The 18023-nt window shown below is 66.3% G+C and carries 15 protein-coding genes; 6 read left to right on the top strand and 9 right to left on the bottom strand.

Features of this window, described 5'->3' with window-relative positions; genetic code table 11:
* Nucleotides 1–39 precede the first annotated feature (39 nt).
* Nucleotides 40–906, top strand: a complete 867-nt coding sequence (locus tag ACFC4D_RS43335; protein WP_376072347.1) for a thermonuclease family protein — start codon at nt 40–42, stop codon at nt 904–906.
* 1 nt (nt 907) lies between these two features.
* On the opposite strand, the gene ACFC4D_RS43330 is transcribed toward ACFC4D_RS43335, so the two are convergent.
* From ACFC4D_RS43330 to ACFC4D_RS43315, 4 genes are all read right to left on the bottom strand, one after another.
* Nucleotides 908–1609 (bottom strand): response regulator, encoded by a 702-nt coding sequence (locus ACFC4D_RS43330; RefSeq protein WP_375954753.1) that lies wholly within the window; start codon nt 1607–1609, stop codon nt 908–910.
* Nucleotides 1606–4104, bottom strand: coding sequence for a DUF4118 domain-containing protein (locus ACFC4D_RS43325; RefSeq protein ID WP_375954752.1), 2499 nt, complete (start codon nt 4102–4104; stop codon nt 1606–1608). The genes ACFC4D_RS43330 and ACFC4D_RS43325 overlap by 4 nt, the downstream gene beginning before the upstream one ends.
* Nucleotides 4101–4253, bottom strand: coding sequence for a hypothetical protein (locus ACFC4D_RS43320; RefSeq protein WP_375954750.1), 153 nt, complete (start codon nt 4251–4253; stop codon nt 4101–4103). The genes ACFC4D_RS43325 and ACFC4D_RS43320 overlap by 4 nt, the downstream gene beginning before the upstream one ends.
* A gap of 334 nt (nt 4254–4587) precedes the next feature.
* The gene (locus tag ACFC4D_RS43315; RefSeq protein ID WP_375954748.1) at nt 4588–5256 is read right to left on the bottom strand and encodes a hypothetical protein; all 669 of its coding nucleotides are present in this window, start codon (nt 5254–5256) and stop codon (nt 4588–4590) included.
* Nucleotides 5257–5549: 293 nt separating this feature from the next.
* Between ACFC4D_RS43315 and kdpF the strand changes: the two genes are divergently transcribed.
* From kdpF to ACFC4D_RS43295, 4 genes are read left to right on the top strand one after another with little or no spacing between them, the layout of a single operon-like run.
* Nucleotides 5550–5636 (top strand): K(+)-transporting ATPase subunit F, encoded by an 87-nt coding sequence (gene kdpF / locus ACFC4D_RS43310; RefSeq protein WP_364632752.1) that lies wholly within the window; start codon nt 5550–5552, stop codon nt 5634–5636.
* A complete protein-coding gene (gene kdpA, locus ACFC4D_RS43305; protein WP_376072344.1) occupies nt 5637–7307 on the top strand; it encodes a potassium-transporting ATPase subunit KdpA in 1671 nt (556 codons plus the stop codon).
* A 1-nt stretch (nt 7308) separates the two neighbouring features.
* Nucleotides 7309–9456, top strand: coding sequence for a potassium-transporting ATPase subunit KdpB (kdpB, locus tag ACFC4D_RS43300; protein ID WP_376072341.1), 2148 nt, complete (start codon nt 7309–7311; stop codon nt 9454–9456).
* A 1-nt stretch (nt 9457) separates the two neighbouring features.
* Nucleotides 9458–10339 carry a potassium-transporting ATPase subunit C gene (locus tag ACFC4D_RS43295; protein ID WP_376072338.1) on the top strand — a complete coding sequence of 294 codons (882 nt, stop codon included), beginning with the start codon at nt 9458–9460 and terminating at the stop codon, nt 10337–10339.
* A gap of 75 nt (nt 10340–10414) precedes the next feature.
* Here the strand turns inward: ACFC4D_RS43295 and ACFC4D_RS43290 are convergent, their stop codons facing one another.
* The 5 genes from ACFC4D_RS43290 to ACFC4D_RS43270 all read right to left on the bottom strand — a co-directional run bounded on the left by ACFC4D_RS43290 (nt 10415) and on the right by ACFC4D_RS43270 (nt 17374).
* Nucleotides 10415–12013 carry a PstS family phosphate ABC transporter substrate-binding protein gene (locus tag ACFC4D_RS43290; protein ID WP_376072335.1) on the bottom strand — a complete coding sequence of 533 codons (1599 nt, stop codon included), beginning with the start codon at nt 12011–12013 and terminating at the stop codon, nt 10415–10417.
* Between the two features lie 32 nt (nt 12014–12045).
* On the bottom strand, nt 12046–14268 hold the full coding sequence (locus ACFC4D_RS43285) for an acyltransferase family protein (protein WP_376072333.1): 2223 nt from the start codon (nt 14266–14268) through the stop codon (nt 12046–12048).
* A 108-nt stretch (nt 14269–14376) separates the two neighbouring features.
* Entirely contained in the window at nt 14377–14814 is a 438-nt protein-coding gene (locus tag ACFC4D_RS43280) for a carboxymuconolactone decarboxylase family protein (protein ID WP_376072330.1), read from the bottom strand.
* Between the two features lie 200 nt (nt 14815–15014).
* Nucleotides 15015–16139, bottom strand: a complete 1125-nt coding sequence (locus tag ACFC4D_RS43275) for an acyl-CoA dehydrogenase family protein (RefSeq protein WP_376072327.1) — start codon at nt 16137–16139, stop codon at nt 15015–15017.
* Between the two features lie 2 nt (nt 16140–16141).
* The gene (locus tag ACFC4D_RS43270; protein WP_376072325.1) at nt 16142–17374 is read right to left on the bottom strand and encodes an acyl-CoA dehydrogenase family protein; all 1233 of its coding nucleotides are present in this window, start codon (nt 17372–17374) and stop codon (nt 16142–16144) included.
* A gap of 164 nt (nt 17375–17538) precedes the next feature.
* Here ACFC4D_RS43270 and ACFC4D_RS43265 point away from each other — a divergent pair, with 164 nt between their 5' ends.
* The gene (locus tag ACFC4D_RS43265; protein WP_376072322.1) at nt 17539–17979 is read left to right on the top strand and encodes a DUF1707 domain-containing protein; all 441 of its coding nucleotides are present in this window, start codon (nt 17539–17541) and stop codon (nt 17977–17979) included.
* Nucleotides 17980–18023: the final 44 nt, after the last annotated feature.

Raw genomic sequence — 18023 nt, 5'->3', positions numbered from 1 at the left:
TTCACCCGTCGGACACCGTGCGCGCCTAGCCTGGAGGGAATGACCTTCAAGGTGATCACCGGGCAATTTCGCGTGATCGGCGCGCAGCCCGACGGCGATTCGATTCGCTTCTACCCGCATGATTCGGCCGCATTGGCCCGTACCGGACTGGCGGTCCGCCCGAACGCGCAGGGCGGCTTCCAGCTCCGGCTGGACGGTATCGATGCCCTCGAAACCCATTACCGCCCACCGCATGCCGCGCACAATTGGCATCAGCCGCCCGAACTCGCCGATAAGGCGAGCGCGGAACTGCTGGCCTTCCTCGGCTTCACCGATGTCACGCGCAAGGAGCAGACCGTCACCGCCGCGACGCCCGCGACGATCGACGGCTACATTCTCACCAAATTCGCCGACAAGTACGGTCGCGCGGTCGCTTTCGCGTTCCCGGGTGAGCCCGATACCGGTGCACACGACGGCGGTGCGCATTTCGTCGATCCGGACGAGCTGACCCGGTCGGCGAATCACCATCTGCTGGAACAGGGTCTGGCCTATCCGACCTACTATTCCGGCCTGTTCCCCGATCTGCGCCAGGTCCTGACCGCGGCCGTGGAGACCGCGCGCGGCAAGGCGTCGGGCATCTGGGCGCAGGATGTGACCACGGTCGGTTTCGACGTCACCTCGATCGATGATCTGGAATCCCGGGTGGTCATCCTGCCCAAGCTCTTCCGTCGGCTGGCGGAGTATCTGGCCGCCGATACCAGCGCGGTGGACATGTCGCATTTCGATCAGTTCCTGGCCGCGCACGGCGATGAGCTCTACACACTGGACACCGGGCACAGCACGCATCTGGACACCCTGGTCGAGGTGCGCGGGTCGCGGGTGCGGCTGACCGTCGCACCCGAGGACATCATCTTCCGGGAGAAGTGAGTCAGACCTGGAAGCGGTAGCCCATGCCCGCTTCGGTGAGTAGATGTTTGGGCTGGGACGGGTCGTCTTCGAGTTTGCGGCGTAACTGGGCGAGATACACACGCAGATAATGGGTTTCGGTCGCGTAGGACGGACCCCAGACCTCGCGCAGGATTTCCCGGCGGCCCACCAGCTTGCCCTTGTTGCGCACCAGCATTTCCAGCATGCCCCATTCGGTGGGGGTGAGGTGCACATCGCGGCCGTGCCGGGTGACCTTCTTGGCGGCGAGATCGACTGTGAACGAGGAGGTTTCGATCACCGGTTCGGAGCTGTCCGCGGTGCCCGCCGAGCGGCGGACCGCGGCGCGCAGGCGGGCCAGCAGCTCATCCATGCCGAAGGGTTTGGTGACGTAATCGTCGGCGCCCGCGTCCAGGGCCTCGACCTTGTCCGAGGAGTCGGTGCGGGCGGACAGCACGATGACCGGGGTGGTGGACCAGCCGCGCAGTCCGGCCAGCACCTCGATACCGTCCATATCGGGCAGGCCGAGGTCGAGCACGACCACGTCCGGATGTTTCTCGGCGGCCGCGCGCAGGGCCGCGGCCCCGGTGGCGGCCGTGGTCACCTCGTAGCCGCGCACCGACAGGTTGATGCGCAGTGCCCGCAGGATCTGCGGTTCGTCATCGACCACCAGGACTTTCGTCGGCGCCGGCGCCGCGTTCGTCACGGGTTCTCCTGTTCATCGCATGCTTGTAGGTCGATCACCATTGTCAGTCCGCCGCCGGGGGTGGCCTCGGCGTGCACCGTGCCGTCCATGGCGTCGACGAATCCGCGCACCACCGACAGGCCGAGGCCGACGCCGGTGGAGTTGTCACGATCGCCGAGCCGCTGGAAGGGTTCGAAGAGCTGATCTTCCATACCGGTCGGTACACCGGGTCCGGTATCGACCACGGTAATCGCCACCCGCTTACCGGTGTGCTCCGCCGTCACCCGCACCGGCGAGTCGCCGGGGGAGTACCGCACCGCGTTATCGATGAGATTGGCCAGCACCCGCTCCAGCAGGCCGGAATCCGCGCGCACGCAGACCGTGCCCACCTCCACCTCGACCCGGTTCATGGCGCGGCGGCCCATACCCCGGGTGCCCATGCCCATGAGCGCGTGATGCACCACCTCGTCCAGATAGGTGCGCCGCATCTGCGGTTTGATCACGCCCACCGCGAGCCGCGAGGAATCGAGCAGATTGCCGACCAGCGCGGTCAGCTGATCCACCGATTCCTCCACCGTGGCAAGCAATTCGGCGGTGTCCTCGGGGGAGAACTCCACATCGTCACTGCGCAGACTGGAGACCGCGGCCTTGGCCCCGGCCAGTGGCGTGCGCAGATCGTGGCTGACCGCGGACAGCAGCGCGCGGCGCAGCTTATCGGCCTCCATGACCGCCTGGGCCGCACCCGCCTCCTGCTGCAATCGCTTCTGATTCACCAGTCCCGCCGCCTGATTCGCGACCGCGCCGAGCACCAGCCGATCACCCGAGGACAGCGCCCGCCCGCGCAACAGCAGCCAGTGCAGATCATCGCCCGCCTCGACCGCGGTGTAGGCGTCGATCACCTCGGTGGGCGGATCCTCGCCGACCGAGGCCACCATCTCGTCATCGGTGATGAGGCTGACCGCCTCCTGATTGAAGGTCTCGCGCGCGCGTTCGAGCAGGTCCGGCAGATCCGCGCCGTGCAGTACCGCGCCCGCGAACAGCGTCAGCAATTCGGCCTGCCGGGATGCCTTGCGCGCCTCCCGAGTTCGTTTGGCCGCCACATCCACCAGCGCCGAGACCGCCACCGCGACCATGAGCAGCACCACGATGGTCAGGAAGTTGTCCGGATCGGCGATGGTGAGGCTGTAGCGCGGCGCGGTGAAGAACCAGTTCAGCAGCACCCCGGACAGCAGCGCCGACAGCGTCGCGGGTGCGACGCCGCCGAACAGCGCGACCACGATCACGCCGATGAAGAACACCGCGCTCTCACCGCCGATATTCAGCCAACTGTCCAGCCACAGCGCGGTGATCAGGCAGATGATCGAGGGCACCAGCAGTGCGGCGGACCAGGATCCGAGTTTGCGATCGCGCGGTGCGAGCGAGGACCAGCGGAAACCGCGATTGGATTCCTCATGGGTGACCATGTGCACGTCGATCTTGCCGGACTCCTGCACCACGGTCGCGCCGATGCCCTCGTCGAGCATGCGCGCCCAGCGCGAGCGCCGCGAGGTGCCCAGCACCAGCTGGGTCGCGTTCACCTGACGCGCGAAATCCAGTAGCGCCGTGGGGACATCGTCACCGGTGACGGTGTGCAGGCTCGCACCCAGTCCGGTGGCCAGATCACGGAGCCGGGTGAGCCGCTGGGCGGACACCCCGGCCAGCCCGTCACCGCGAACCACGTGCACCACAATGAGTTCGGCGCTGGATTTGGCCGCGATGCGGCTGGCGCGCCGCACGATGGTCTCGGATTCGCCGCCGCCGGTCACCGCCACCACCAGGCGTTCGCGCGCCTCCCAGGTATCGGTGATCTTGTGGTCGGCACGGTATTTCGCCAAGGCGGCGTCCACCTGATCGGCCAGCCACAGCAGCGCCAGTTCGCGCAGCGCGGTCAGATTGCCGGGCCGGAAGTAATTGCGCAGTGCGGCATCGACTTTGCTCGCCGCGTACACATTGCCGTGAGACATCCTGCGCCGCAACGCTTCCGGGGTGATATCGACCAGCTCGACCTGATCCGCGGAGCGAACCACCCAGTCCGGCACGGTTTCCCGCTGCACCACCCCGGTGATCTGCTCGACCACATCGTTGAGGCTCTCCAGATGCTGCACATTCACCGTGGACACCACATCGATCCCGGCGTCCAGCAGTTCCTGCACGTCCTGCCAGCGCTTTTCGTGTTTGCTGCCCGGCACATTGGTATGCGCGAGCTCGTCCACCAGCACCACCGCGGGCGCGCGCCGCAGCACCGCCTCCACATCCAGTTCGGGCAGCGTGGTCCCGCGATACTCGATCATCCTGGGGGCGATCCGCTCGATACCCGCCAGCATCTCGGCCGTCTTGGATCGCCCGTGCGTCTCGACCACGGCCGCGACCACATCGCGACCGCGTTCGAGCCGCCGATGTGCCTCCGACAGCATCGAGAACGTCTTGCCCACTCCGGGGGCAGCGCCGAGGTAGATCCGTAGCTGGCCGCGTTTCACTCGTCCATCATCACGCGTGCGGCCGGAAAGTCCGGGCGGGCCGCGCGCACCCGCACCCGATTCGGTTCGGTGCTCGCGAGCACCCGCAGCAACAGTGCGGCAGCCAGGAATCCGAAGATCACCATCAATGGAACGACGATGTCCGGCACGATCTCTCCTCAGTCAGCGGAAAAGCCCGGCCGCCATGGCCGGACTCCCAAGGATGACCGTCGATTTCGCCGCGGCGGCCGATGCTGACGCTTTCTTAACGCCCGCGTGTCGTGATTCCGGCGACAGTCGCCCATTCGGCTGACGGGGGCCGATCCGGCCGGGGAGATTTCGGTGGAGGGCCCGCCCCGCGGGTACTGGCCACCGGGAGCGCGAGGGCGGGACCTCCACCCCTCGAAGTGGTCTGGTTACCCACACGATTCCCAGAACCGTCGCCAACTGTAGGGCGCGAGTTATGACCGAACGCGGCTCGCGATGTGACCTATCGTGCCAAAGCTATTTCGTGGCGAATGCGCGATCCCAACTGGTCGGCGCGGGCCCGAAAGTGCGCTGCCCGTTATTGATCACGGATTTGGCGAGAGCGCGGTTGCCGATCGCGCCGATAACCGCGCCGATGCCGGCGGGCAGCGTTTTGCCGAACATGAGCACACCGCGTTTGACGACGAATTGCACGATGAACCGTTTGGCCATGGCGTTGTCGATGTTCTTGATCACCGGCAGGTGATCGCCGACGGTGCTGGCCCAGTCGCGGGCGGATTGACTCGCGCCCTTACCGAGCAATTGTTCGCCGGTTTCACCCAGCACCACCCCGGCAACCAGGGTGCGGCGCTGTTTGGCGGGCAGATCGCCCATACCGTGCACCGCGCCCAGCGAGGCGGCGTACAGCGCCGAGGTCTCCAGGAAGAACACCGATTCGACGCCGCTGACCGCCAATCCGATCAGGGTGCCGACGCCGGGGACCGCGGCCGAGAGTCCGGCCAGCGTGCCACTGATGGTGACCACCGTCAGATAGCGCAATTCCAGGCCCTGTTCGATGCCCGCCGGAGAGCGATCCGGATGTTTGCGGTGCAGTCGCGCCACGTATTTGGCGGCGAGCGGGGCCTGGATCCCGGTGCTGCCCTTGAGGACCAGCTCCACTGACTTCTGTAGTGCGCGTTCGAACATGGGGCCTCCCTTGTCGGCTGCCTGATCGAGGGTACGGAAGACCTGCGCCACGCCCGCATTCCGACACACCGAGCCGAGCGCGTAAGCGGAGCGTCAATGCACGGCCGCGAGACGCTAAGAAGGCGTAAAGGACCTCGAATAGCGACCAATCGACCGCTTGACTCGCTCTGCCGCACCTGAGGCGCGGCACCGGTTAGAGAGAGGTTTCGATACATGTCCGTCGTGGTGTTCACGGTGCTGACGGTGGCGATTTTCGCCCTGCTCGGCCTGATCCAGCGCGGGGTGGAACGGCTGTGACGCAGAACGTTATCGGTCTGGTTCTGGCCGTCGGCATCGCCGTTTTTCTGATCGCGGCATTGCTGTACCCGGAAAGGTTCTAAGTGAGCACGACTACCGCGGGGTTCATCTTCACGATGGCCCTGGTGATCGCGCTGGCCCTGGTGCATGTACCGCTCGGCGATTACATGTACCGGGTTTACAGCGGCGATAAGCATTCCAAGGCCGAACGCGGCCTGTACCGCGCCATCGGCGTACAGCCCGGGGTCGAACAGACCTGGGGCGTGTACGCGCGCAGCGTCCTGGCCTTCTCGGCCGTGAGCATTCTGTTCCTGTTCTTCCTCCAGCTGATTCAGGGCAAACTGCCGTTACACCTGAACGATCCGGGCACCGAGATGACCCCGGCGCTGGCCTGGAACACCGCCGTCAGCTTCGTCACGAATACGAACTGGCAGAACTACTCCGGTGAATCGACCCAGGGCCACCTGGTGCAGATGGCCGGACTCGCGGTGCAGAACTTCGTCTCGGCCGCGGTCGGCATGGCCGTGGCGGTGGCGCTGGTGCGCGGCTTCGCGCGCAGGCATACCGGCGATCTGGGCAACTTCTGGGTGGATCTGGTGAGGGGAACCATCCGCATTCTGCTGCCCCTGGCATTCGTATCCGCCATCGTGCTCGTCGCGAGCGGGGTGATCCAGAACTTCCACCTGCACGATCAGGTCGCGCAGACCATTACCGGTGGGACGCAGACGATTACCGGCGGACCGGTGGCGAGCCAGGAGGTCATCAAGGAACTCGGCACCAATGGCGGCGGCTTCTACAACGCCAACTCCGCGCATCCGTTCGAGAACCCGAACGCCTGGACCAACTGGCTGGAGATCTTCCTGCTGCTGGTGATCAGCTTCTCGCTGCCGCGCACCTTCGGGCGCATGGTCGGCTCCAAGAAGCAGGGTTATGCCATCGCCGCGGTCATGTCGGTGATCGCGCTGGCCAGCACCCTGCTGACCAACCTGTTCCAGTTGCAGCACCACGGCACGGTCCCGACCGCGCTCGGCGCATCCCTGGAAGGGGTGGAAACCCGCTTCGGCGTATCGAATTCGGCGACCTTCGCCTCGGCGACCACGCTCACCTCGACCGGCGCGGTGGACTCGTTCCACGATTCGTACACCAGCCTCGGCGGCATGATGACCATGTTCAATATGCAGCTCGGTGAGGTCGCGCCCGGCGGTACCGGATCCGGTCTCTACGGCATGCTGATCCTGGCGGTCATCACGGTGTTCGTCGCGGGCCTCATGGTCGGGCGCACCCCGGAATACCTCGGCAAGAAGATCACCCCGCGTGAAATCAAGCTCGCCGCTTCGTATTTCCTGATCAGCCCGCTCATCGTGCTCATCGGCACCGCGGTCGCGATGGCCATGCCCGGCCAGCGCGCCAGTATGGCGAACGGGGGACCGCACGGACTCTCGGAAGTGTTGTACGCCTTCACTTCCGCCGCCAACAACAATGGCTCCGCCTTCGCGGGACTGTCCGGCAATACCGAATGGTTCAACACCGCGCTCGGCCTGGCCATGGTCTTCGGCCGCTTCCTGCCGATCATTTTCGTTCTCGCACTGGCCGGTTCGCTGGCTCAGCAGGGTTCGACGCCGGAATCGATCGGCACGCTACCGACACATAGGCCGCAGTTCATCGGCATGGTCGTCGGCGTGACCATCATCCTGGTCGCCCTGACCTTCCTGCCCGCGCTGGCGCTCGGGCCGCTCGCCGAAGGAATCCACTGACATGTCTGCTCCCACCATCGAACCCGCGGTGACGCCGGAGGCGTCGGCGCCCAAGGGCCGGGTCACCAGCGGACTGTTCGATCCGCAGCTGCTGCTGAAGTCCTTGCCGGACGCGGTCAAGAAACTGGACCCGCGCACGCTATGGCGCAATCCGGTCATGCTGATCGTGGAGATCGGCGCGGTCTGGTCCACCATCCTCGCGATCGTCGACCCTTCCTTCTTCGGCTGGGCCATTGTCGTATGGCTCTGGGCAACAGTGCTTTTCGCCAATCTGGCGGAGGCCGTCGCCGAGGGGCGCGGTAAGGCGCAGGCCGATACCCTGCGTAAAGCCAAGACCGACACCGTCGCCCGCCGCCTGGCCAACTGGTCACCCGGCGCACGGGTGATCGAGGAGAAGGTCGCCGCGGCCGAACTCCAGCGCGGCGACTTCGTGGTCGTGGAGGCGGGCCAGGTCATCCCGGGTGACGGTGATGTCGTGGAAGGCATTGCCTCGGTGGACGAATCGGCCATCACCGGTGAATCCGCACCCGTCATCCGCGAATCCGGCGGCGACCGTTCCGCCGTCACCGGCGGCACCACGGTGCTGTCCGACCGGGTGGTCGTGAAGATCACCCAGGAGCCGGGCGGCAGTTTCATCGACAAGATGATCGCGCTCGTGGAGGGCGCGTCGCGGCAGAAGACGCCGAACGAGATCGCGCTGAACATCCTGCTCGCGGCGCTGACCATCATCTTCGTCTTCGCGGTGGCGACGCTCCAGCCGCTGGCCATCTTCTCCAAGGCGAACCTGCCCGGCGTGCCGGACAGCTTGGCGCTCAACGGCAATGGCATCACCGGCATCGTCATGGTGTCGCTGCTGGTCTGCCTGATTCCGACCACCATCGGCGCGCTGCTCTCCGCCATCGGCATCGCCGGTATGGACCGGCTGGTGCAGCGCAATGTACTGGCCATGTCGGGCCGCGCGGTCGAGGCCGCGGGCGATGTGAACACGCTGCTGCTGGACAAGACCGGCACCATCACCCTCGGTAATCGTCAAGCGTCGGACTTCGTGCCGATGCCGGGTGTCACCGCCGACGAAATGGCCGATGCCGCACAGCTTTCCAGCCTCGCGGACGAAACCCCCGAGGGCCGCTCCATCGTGGTGTACGCCAAGACCGCCTACAACAAGCGCGAGCGCACCCCCGGTGAGCTCACCGGCGCGACCTGGGTGGAATTCACCGCCCAGACCCGCATGTCGGGTGTGGACCTGTCCGATGGTCATCAGCTGCGCAAGGGTGCGGCCAGTGCGGTCACCGAATGGGTGCGCGCACAGGGTGGTTCGATTCCGGACCTGCTCGGCCAGACCGTGGACGGCATCTCCGCCTCCGGTGGCACACCGCTGGTGGTCGCGGAGGTCAGGGACGGTAGGGCCCGGCTGGTCGGCGTCATCCATCTCAAGGATGTGGTGAAGCAGGGCATGCGCGAGCGCTTCGACGAGATGCGCAAGATGGGCATCCGCACCGTCATGATCACCGGCGACAATCCCCTGACCGCCAAGGCGATCGCCGATGAGGCGGGCGTGGACGACTTCCTCGCCGAGGCCACCCCCGAGGACAAACTGGCCCTGATCAAGAAGGAGCAGGCCGGTGGCCGCCTGGTCGCCATGACCGGTGACGGCACCAATGACGCGCCCGCACTCGCCCAGGCGGATGTCGGCGTGGCCATGAACACCGGCACCTCGGCCGCCAAAGAGGCGGGCAATATGGTCGATCTCGATTCGGATCCGACCAAGCTCATCGAGATCGTGGAGATCGGCAAGCAATTGCTGATCACCCGCGGCGCACTCACCACGTTCTCCATCGCCAATGACATCGCCAAGTACTTCGCCATCATTCCGGCGCTGTTCGTGGCGCTGTACCCCGGCCTGGACATGCTCAATGTGATGCGGCTGGCGAGCCCGCAGTCCGCCATCCTGTCCGCGGTCATCTTCAACGCGATCATCATCGTGCTGTTGATCCCGCTGGCGCTGCGCGGTGTGGCCTACAAGCCCGCGGCAGCCTCGAAGCTGTTGAGTCGCAACCTGGCCGTCTACGGCGTGGGTGGGATCATCGCCCCGTTCATCGGGATCAAGCTGATCGACCTCGTCGTCCAATTCCTCCCCGGGATGTCCTGAAATGCGCATGTCAACCTGGATCCGGCAGCATGTGGCGGCCCTGCGCGCGCTACTGGTGCTGACCGCGATCACCGGAATCATCTATCCGCTGGCGGTTTTCGCGATCGCACAGCTGCCCGGCCTGAAGGACAACGCCGACGGGTCACTCATCGAATCGGGCGGAAAGACGGTGGGGTCCAGCCTCATCGGGCAATCCTTCACCGATGACAAGGGCGGCGCGCTGGTGCAGTACTTCCAGAGCCGCCCGTCCGCCGCCGGGTCCAGCGGATACGACCCGACCGCCACGGCCGCGAGCAATCTCGGCCCGGAGAACATCGTGGACAGCGCGCCGGACAAGACCGGCCTGCTCACCACGGTGTGCACCCGCAGCAAGACCATCGGCGAACTGGAAGGCGTGGACGGCGCTCGCCCGTTCTGCACCCCCGGCGGCGTGGGCGCGGTGCTCTCGGTGATCGGCCCGCGCGAGACCAACGGCACCGTCGAGCATCCGGAGAAGGTGGTGAGCGTCAACGAGTTCTGCTCGGTGACCAAGACCCCGTTCCTGGCCGAGTACAAGGGTGTGAAGGTCGAATGCGCCACCGACGGTGAGGACTACTCGGCCGGGCTCATCGTCCCGATTCGTGGTGACGCCCCGGCACAGCCGGTCGTGCCCGCCGATGCCGTCACCGCCAGCGGCAGCGGTCTGGACCCGCACATCTCCCCGGCGTACGCGGATATCCAGATCGCTCGAATCGCCAAGGCCCGCAATGTCTCCTCGGATCAGGTGCGGGCGCTGGTGGACGCGCACACCAGCGGTCGCGTCCTGGGCTTCATGGGCCAGCCGCGCGTGAACGTGGTCGAACTCAACCTCGACCTGGACGGCAAGTACCCGTTCCGCGCCTGATACCCGCCAGGCATCGGCCGGTGGAAGACGCAGGTCCACAGTCACTTTCACGGAAGTGACTGTGGACCGCGTGCGTCAGGGATTCGGCGTGCAGGTGGTCGGGTTGGGCAGTTCGGTGCAGGGCGTGTTGCCGTACGACCGCAGTACGTCCTTGCCCTGTAGATCGGTGAGATAGCGCAGGAAGGCCGCGGCGAGCGAATCGGCGGGGAGTTCGCCGTTGCTGTAGGCGTATTCGACATTCCAGAACGGGTAGGCGTGCGCCGCCACCTGTTCCCGGGTGGGGGACTGGCCCCCGATGGTCACCGTCTTCACATCGGAAGCCTTTGTGGCATCGGCGTTCTCGGCGTAACCGATGGCCCCGCGCAATTCCGCGACCGTCTTGAGCATGTCCTTGGTGACCTGCACCTCGCAGAAGGACGCACCGGCCGGATTGCCCGCGCTGATGGCGCGGCAGCTGGTGGCGGGCGGCGCTGGGGGCTGCTCGTCACCCAGCAGACGGGTGCGGAAGGTTTCCCGGGTGCCCGAGCCCAGCGCCCGATTCACCACGCGCACCGGCAGATCCGGGCCGCCCAGTTGCTGCCAATTGCTCACTCGTCCGGCGTAGATATCGCGAATCTGCGCCACGCTCAGATCGCTCACGCCCACACCGGGATTCACCACCATGGTGAACAGGGACAGCGCCAGGGTGCGCGGGCGCAGATCCGGATACCCGGGGCCCTTGGCGCCATCGCTGACGGCCAGCAGTTCCGGATTGCCCTTACCCTCATCGTCGACGCGGCTCAGACCGCGATCGCTGCCGTCGAAGGCGAAGCTGAAATCCGCTCCGTCGCACAGCTTGTGGTACGCGGCGGCGGCATCGCGCACGACCGGTTCGAAGGCCGTGGATCCCACCAAGGTCAGCTTGCCGCTGGTGCATTGGGCGTTCACCGGGGTGTCCTGCGGGCGCAGGCCGACGAAGTACTGGACGGCCACGACCACCACCAGGAAGCCGATCAATGCCAGCAGTCGCGGGGAAGTGCCCGTATTGCTGCGGGTTTCGGCGACCCGGCCGCCCTTGATCTTGGCGCGCACGATCGGGGTGGGGTAGACGCCGCCGGTGCCCGCACTGCGCTGCAGGATCGCCAGGATCTTGTAGTGATCGCGCCGATTCATCGGCACCTTGGGCAGATCGATGATTCCGATGTGATGCGCGGCGTCCTCGCGCTTACCGATACCGGTGCCCGGGCGCAGACAGTCGCCGAGGGTGTCATCGCTGAGTTCGGTGACGGCCATACCGATGACGCGGCGATCCGGGAAATGGATGTGCACGCCGACCAGTTCGGCCTCGGGCACCGCGTAATCACCGTCGTCGATATCGGTCGCGCCGCTGTTCTCGATGCGCATCAGCACCACTGACAGATCCTTCAGATCCGGTGGCGTACCGGTGCCGTCGGGCTGCAATTGCGGTAGTACGCCCGGGAATACGGATTCGATCTCACCGGTGACCGGGGTGTCCATCTGCACCCGGTAGCCCAGCCTTTTGCGCCCGACCAGCACGAATTCCCAGACGAACGCCGCGATCGGCACCACAATGCCGATGAGCGCCAACACGATTTCGATAGGAAAGCCCCCGCCGTTCACCAGACCTCGAATTCTGTTGTCCGCCCGCAGGATCGAGCTGCTGGGCTGCACCATACCGATCCAGGGTTACCGGAACGAGAACGAACTCACCACCAGCCCAGAATCGGGCGTAGCTGGCGTTCGAGTTCCGGTGCCAGAGAACGGGAATAGCTCGCGGTGAGGTGATGCTCATCGTGGTAGATGAGGATATTGCCCTCCACCACGGCGCAAACGGTGGGTTCGCAGACCGCGTTGTTCAGGTCCAGCACATGCACATTGGGGAAATCGTCCGAGGCCGCCAGCGCCGGATTCACCGCCGAGAGCGCGTCGGGGCGTTTCATCCCGCATTCCACCCGATTACCGCCCGAGGCCAGGCAATCGATGGCGCGATAGCGAATTCCATTGCGGCGCAACCACGGCGTATCGCGCATGGCGAGCACCTGCAAACCGCGATCGGCGAGTTCATGCCAGACGTCGAGGTAATCCTGCGGAATCTCGTCGCCGCCATTGTCGGCGGGCCGGGTGCCGGTGGTGAAGACGTAGTCGGGGCGTTCCGCGCCGAGCCGCTCGATCACATCGTGTGACCAGTCCTTGCAGTCCGGATTCTGCTGACCCTTGTACATGGGTTCCTCCGCCACGGTGAGCGGGCACCCCATCTTCAGGTAGACGCTGATCTTGAAGCGGTACTTCTCCGCCACGATCTGCAACGCCGGAATCCAGTGCTCGGCATGGGAATTGCCGACCACCGCGATGGTGCGATGCGCGTTCGCGTCACCGTAGGTGCAGGTGACCACCGAGCGGGTGTCGAAATCGGCGATACAGCTGTCCCGGGTCGGATAGGCGACATCGGCCGGGGCTTCCTCGATGGTCGGCCGCATCGGCGCGCGCGGTACCAGCGCGCCATCGGCGAGCGCCGCCGCGCCCGGATACTTCGCCGGATCGAGCTCACCCACCGCATGCGCCTTCGCACCCATGCTCCACTGCCAGGCGACGGTCGATCCCAGCAGCAGTACGCCCACCGTCGAGACCGCGACGCCGATCAGCATGCGGGCGCGGGCGGGCGCGGCGGGCACGGTCGGCGTGGACCGCAGGCGCAGCGGTTCCTCCACGAAACGGTGTGTGAGATAGGCGAGTACGAACGAGACCAGGATGATGATCAGCCCGCCGACCGCACCGGCCTCGCGCGAATGCCGTTCGCCCAGATAGAAAATCAGGATCGGCCAGTGCCACAGGTACAGCGCGTAGGCGAAACCGCCCAGCCCGACCATGGGCGAACTCGCCAGCAGGCGATTCACCAGCGGCTGTCCGGCGGTGGCGAGCCCGGCCCCGGCCAGAATCAGCGCGACGGTCGCCAGCACCGGAATCAGCGCGTACGGACCGGGGAAGACCGAGGAGCCGTTCACCAGCCAGCCGCACGCGATGATCGCGGCGATACCTGCCCAGCCCAGCATTTCGCGCATGAGTTTGGGCAGCTTGACCATCGGAGCCGCCAGTGCCAGCAGCGCACCGGTGAGCGGCTCCCAGGCACGTGCGAAAGTGTCGTAGTAGTTCCAGCCCTGCTGGGTCGAAACCCCTTCGGCGGCATAGCAGAACGAGGCGACCGCGATGGCGGTGAAGATCACGGCCAAGCCGATGCGCAGCACGTTCTGCCGCGAAGTCCGCACCATCCGGCGGCCGAATCCGGACCGCAGCAGCGCCCGCATCGGATCCGAGGCCAGCACACCGCGCACGGGGGTGAACCGGCGCAGCGCCGGACCCCGGCGGCACAGCCACGCCACCGTCGCGATGATCAGCAGCATGCCGAGATAGCACTGCCCCTGCACCGACATGGACCACAGATGCTGCAGCGGACTCACCGACGGGTCCGCGGCCAGATAATCCGACCAGGACAGCGCCAGATACCAGTTCTGGTAGTAGAACAGCGAGGCCAGCGTCTGCGCCGCGATATCGGACCAGCGGGTGTGCGGCAGCAGCAGCACCGCCGCGATCACCACCGCCGCCAGCACCACCACCATGGCGGGCAGCAGCCGTCGCAGGGTCCGGCGAATCGTCGCGGGCACCCCGACGACGCCCGAATCCGAGCGTCGCACCAGCATCCCGGTGAAGAAGAATCCGGATAGCACCAGGAAGACGTCCACGCCGCCGGACACCCGCCCGAACCAGATGTGGAACGCCACCACCAGGGCGATGGCGATCCCGCGCAAACCATCCAGATCGTGCCGGTAGGCCCCCGGATCATGTGCCCCGGAACCCGGACTCGGCACCGGTGCGGCCTGAGGCTCGCTGTCCGGCGCTGACGGCGCGGGCTGATCGGTGCTGGCAAAGGACATGGCGGCGACCATTCTGGTATCCGTAGCCGCATATTTGCCAATCGCCGCACGAATCTTCACCGGAATGTGGCCATCGTCCCGATCATCGAGGGGGCGGTCCGACCCTGATCAGTCCGCGTCGTACAGGCGCAGCGGGACGCCGAGGCGGTTCCAGAGATTGATCTGGGCGGTGATGGCCACCAGGCCGCCGCGAGCGCCCTCCTCGAAATTCTTCTCCACCTCGGCCCAGATCTCATCGGAGACGCCGTGCTCACCGAGTTCGGTGGCGGCTTCGGCGTATTCGAGCGCGGCGCGCTCGGCGGGCGTGAACTGGTCGGATTCGCGCCAGGCGTTCAGATGGTAGATGCGCTTCTCGGTCTCGCCCTCCTTGCGAGCCTCGGTGGTGTGCATCTCGATGCAGAAGAGGCATCGATTGATCTGGGACACCCGGATCTTCACCAGCTCGCGGACCGTCGCGTCGAGCGGGCCGCGCCGAATCGCGACCTCGGCCGCCATCCACGCCTTGTAGACCTCGGGCGCGACCGCTGCCAGGTTCATTCGTGACATGTGCTCGTCCTTTCATGACGTGCCGATCGGTTCGGTACACACCTTGGACGAGAAAGGGCGCGCGTTCGTGACGCGACGCGACTGTGCGGCCGATCACAGCGTGATCCGCCGGGTCCGCGCACTGGTTCGGATGTGCGGACCCGGCGGTCACCGTGGCCCCACCCCCTGGGGCCCGGAGGCCGTAACCGTGGTTCGGGCGGTTACGGCCGGGTCAGTGCCGCATAGCGGGCGGTGTGGTGCGCGGTGGTGCCGTATTCGTACTGCACGGCGGTGAGACGTTTGAAGAAGTGGCCGATGGCCAGTTCCTCGGTCATACCCATGGCCCCGTGCAACTGCACCGCCTCCTGCCCGATGAGGCGGGCGGCTCGGCCGATGGTGGCCTTGGCGGCCGAGGCCGCCTTGGCGCGTTCGGCCGGGGTCGCGGTCAGTTTCAGCGTCACCAGATAGCTTGCGGCAACGGCCTGTTCGAGTTCCAGATGCATATTCACCATGCGGTGCTGCAGCGCCTGGAAGCTGGCGATGGGGACACCGAACTGGTGCCGCTGCTTGGTGTATTCGACGGTGTCCGCGACCACCTTGCGCATGGCCCCGACCGCCTCGGCCGAAATCGCGGCGATGGCCTCGTCGATGGTCGCCGCCACCGCGCCGCCCGCATCGGTCAGCAGCAGGGAATCCGCCGGGAGACGCAGGTTCTGGAAGGTCAGATCCGCGGCCGGGCGTTCGTCGATGGTGCGGTACGACTCCACGGTGAGCCCGGCGGGCGGGTTCGCGGCATCGAAATCGACCGCGAAGAGCGCGATTTCGCCGTCGATCGCCGCGGTCACCAGTAGGTGGGTGGCGATCGGGGCCGAGGTGACCACGGTCTTCACGCCGGTCAGCAGCCAGTCGTCGCCCTCGCGCACGGCGGTGGCGGCGATGGTGCCGTAGTCGTAACCGGACTGGGGTTCCAGTCCGGCGAAGCCGATGACCACCGAGCCCTCGGTGATACCGGACAGCAGATCCTCGGCGCGCTTACCGCTCGCGCGCCGGAGCAGCCCGCCGCCCACGACCACGGTGTCCACATAGGGTTCGACCACCAGCGCCCCGCCGAGCGCCTCGGCGATGATCATGGTCTCGACGGGTCCGCCGCCGATGCCGCCGGCCGATTCGGGCAGCGCCGCACCCAGGATGCCGACCTCCTCGGCCAGTCCGCGCCACACCCGCGGCTGCCAGCCCGCGCCGATTCGCGCTGCGGCACGGCTGCTTTCGAGGTCGTAGCGGGCCGCGAGATAGTCCACGACGGTATCGCGGAGCAGTTCTTGTTCAGCGGTGAAGGAGAAGTCCATGGCTACAGTCCCAGGGTCGCTTTGGCGATGATGTTTCGCTGAATCTCATTGCTGCCGGCGTAGATCGAACCGGCGCGATCGTTGAAATAGCGCAGCGGCGCGACCGCCTGCCATTCCTCACCGGAGACGAAACCGTCCGCGGGCGGGGTGAAATCGGCGATCGGCCCGCCCGGCATGGTGGCGTGCGGCTGATAGACCCGCCCGCGCGGTCCGGCGGCCTCGAGCGCCAGTTCGGTCAGCGCCTGACTCAGTTCGGTGCCCAGAATCTTGATGGTGGACGCGGCCGGACCCGGATCCTTCCCGCTGGAAACCAGTGCGAGCGTGCGGTATTCGAGGATCTCCAGCACATCCGCGCGCATCCGGGCATCGGCCAGTTTGGCCGCGAACGCCGGATCATCCAGCAGCACACCGCCGTTCGGGCCGGGCTGGGTGCGGGCGGCCTGCGCCAGCTCCTCGGCCATCACCTGCAGCGCCGGGGCCGCCGCGCCGCCGCCGCGCTCGAAATTGAGCAGGAATTTGGCGACGGTCCAGCCATCGTCGATGCGCCCCAGGACATTCGCCTTGGGCACCCGCACCTGATCGAAGAAGACCTGATTCTGCACCTGTTCGCCGGAGGTCATCACCAGCGGGCGGATCTGGATGCCGGGGGCGTCCATCTCCATCAGCACGAAGGTGATGCCCTGCTGCTTCTTGGCCTGCTTCGAGGTGCGCACCAGCGCGAAGATCCAGTTGGCCTCGGTGGCGTGCGTGGTCCAGATCTTGGATCCGGTCACCACCAGCTCTTCACCGTCCTCGACCGCGGCCATGGACAGCGAGGCCAGATCGGATCCGGCCTCGGGCTCGGAGTAGCCCTGGCAGAAGAACACCTCGCCGGTCAGGATGCGCGGCAGGAAGAAATCCTTCTGCTCCGCGGTGCCGAACGCCATGATGGCGTGCGAGACCATGCGAATCCCCATGGGGGACAGGTTCGGCGCACCGGCGAGGGTGCATTCGCGGCCGAAGATGTAGTGCTGGGTCAGGCTCCAATCGCAGCCGCCGTACTTCACCGGCCACGCGGGTGCGGCCCAGCCCTTGGCGTGCAGGATGTGCTGCCATTCCATGCTGGCCTCGTGGTCCGGATAGACGCTGGTGGCCAACCGTCCCGCGCGCCGCAGTCCGGGGGTCAGATTCTCATCGAGGAAGCGGCGCACTTCATCGCGAAACGCCAGCTCAGCGGGCGACCAGTCGAGGTCCACGAAAACTCCTTGTGCGAAGAACCGACCCCAACCATCTCACTGCCTCACCCCCGCTGGCAAATGTGCTGGCACCTGCCCTCACTTGACGGGATTGACATTCCACTGTGGAGGAATATTCTGGAATGCAAGACGTTCCACAAAGGAATATCAAGGAAGGAACGATCATGGACATCAGCCCCGGTACCCGCGCCTCCGATGCCGAGCGCGCACAGGTCGCCGAAGCGCTGGGCCGCCATATGGCCGATGGCCGCCTGGACGTCGCCGAATACCACGAACGCCTGAACCAGGTCTACGCCACCGCCACCCGCGAAGACCTCACCCGGGTGCTCGGCGATCTGCCGAAACTCTCGAAAGCGCCTGTGGCGCAATCGCGCTCACTGGGACGCTTCCCGATCTGGCAGCGCATCGAGGGCAGCGCCTGGCTCGCGGTCGGTCTGCTCTGCGTCGCCATCTGGGCCATGGTCTCGGTGGCGGCGGGCGAGTTCACCTACCCCTGGCCCATTTGGGTCATCGGCCCGTGGGGTGCGGTGCTCGCGTTCCGCGCCGTCATGGGCTGGGAGGCGAGCGCCTCGACCGGCTGCGGCGCGAACCTGCGCGTGCGATAAGCGCACCGGACACAAAAACCGGCGGCCCGGTGTACCTAGGTACC

The organism is Nocardia sp. NPDC056000, from assembly GCF_042269265.1.
In the GTDB taxonomy this organism is placed as follows: domain Bacteria; phylum Actinomycetota; class Actinomycetes; order Mycobacteriales; family Mycobacteriaceae; genus Nocardia.
This window is presented reverse-complemented; position numbering and strand designations above follow the sequence as displayed.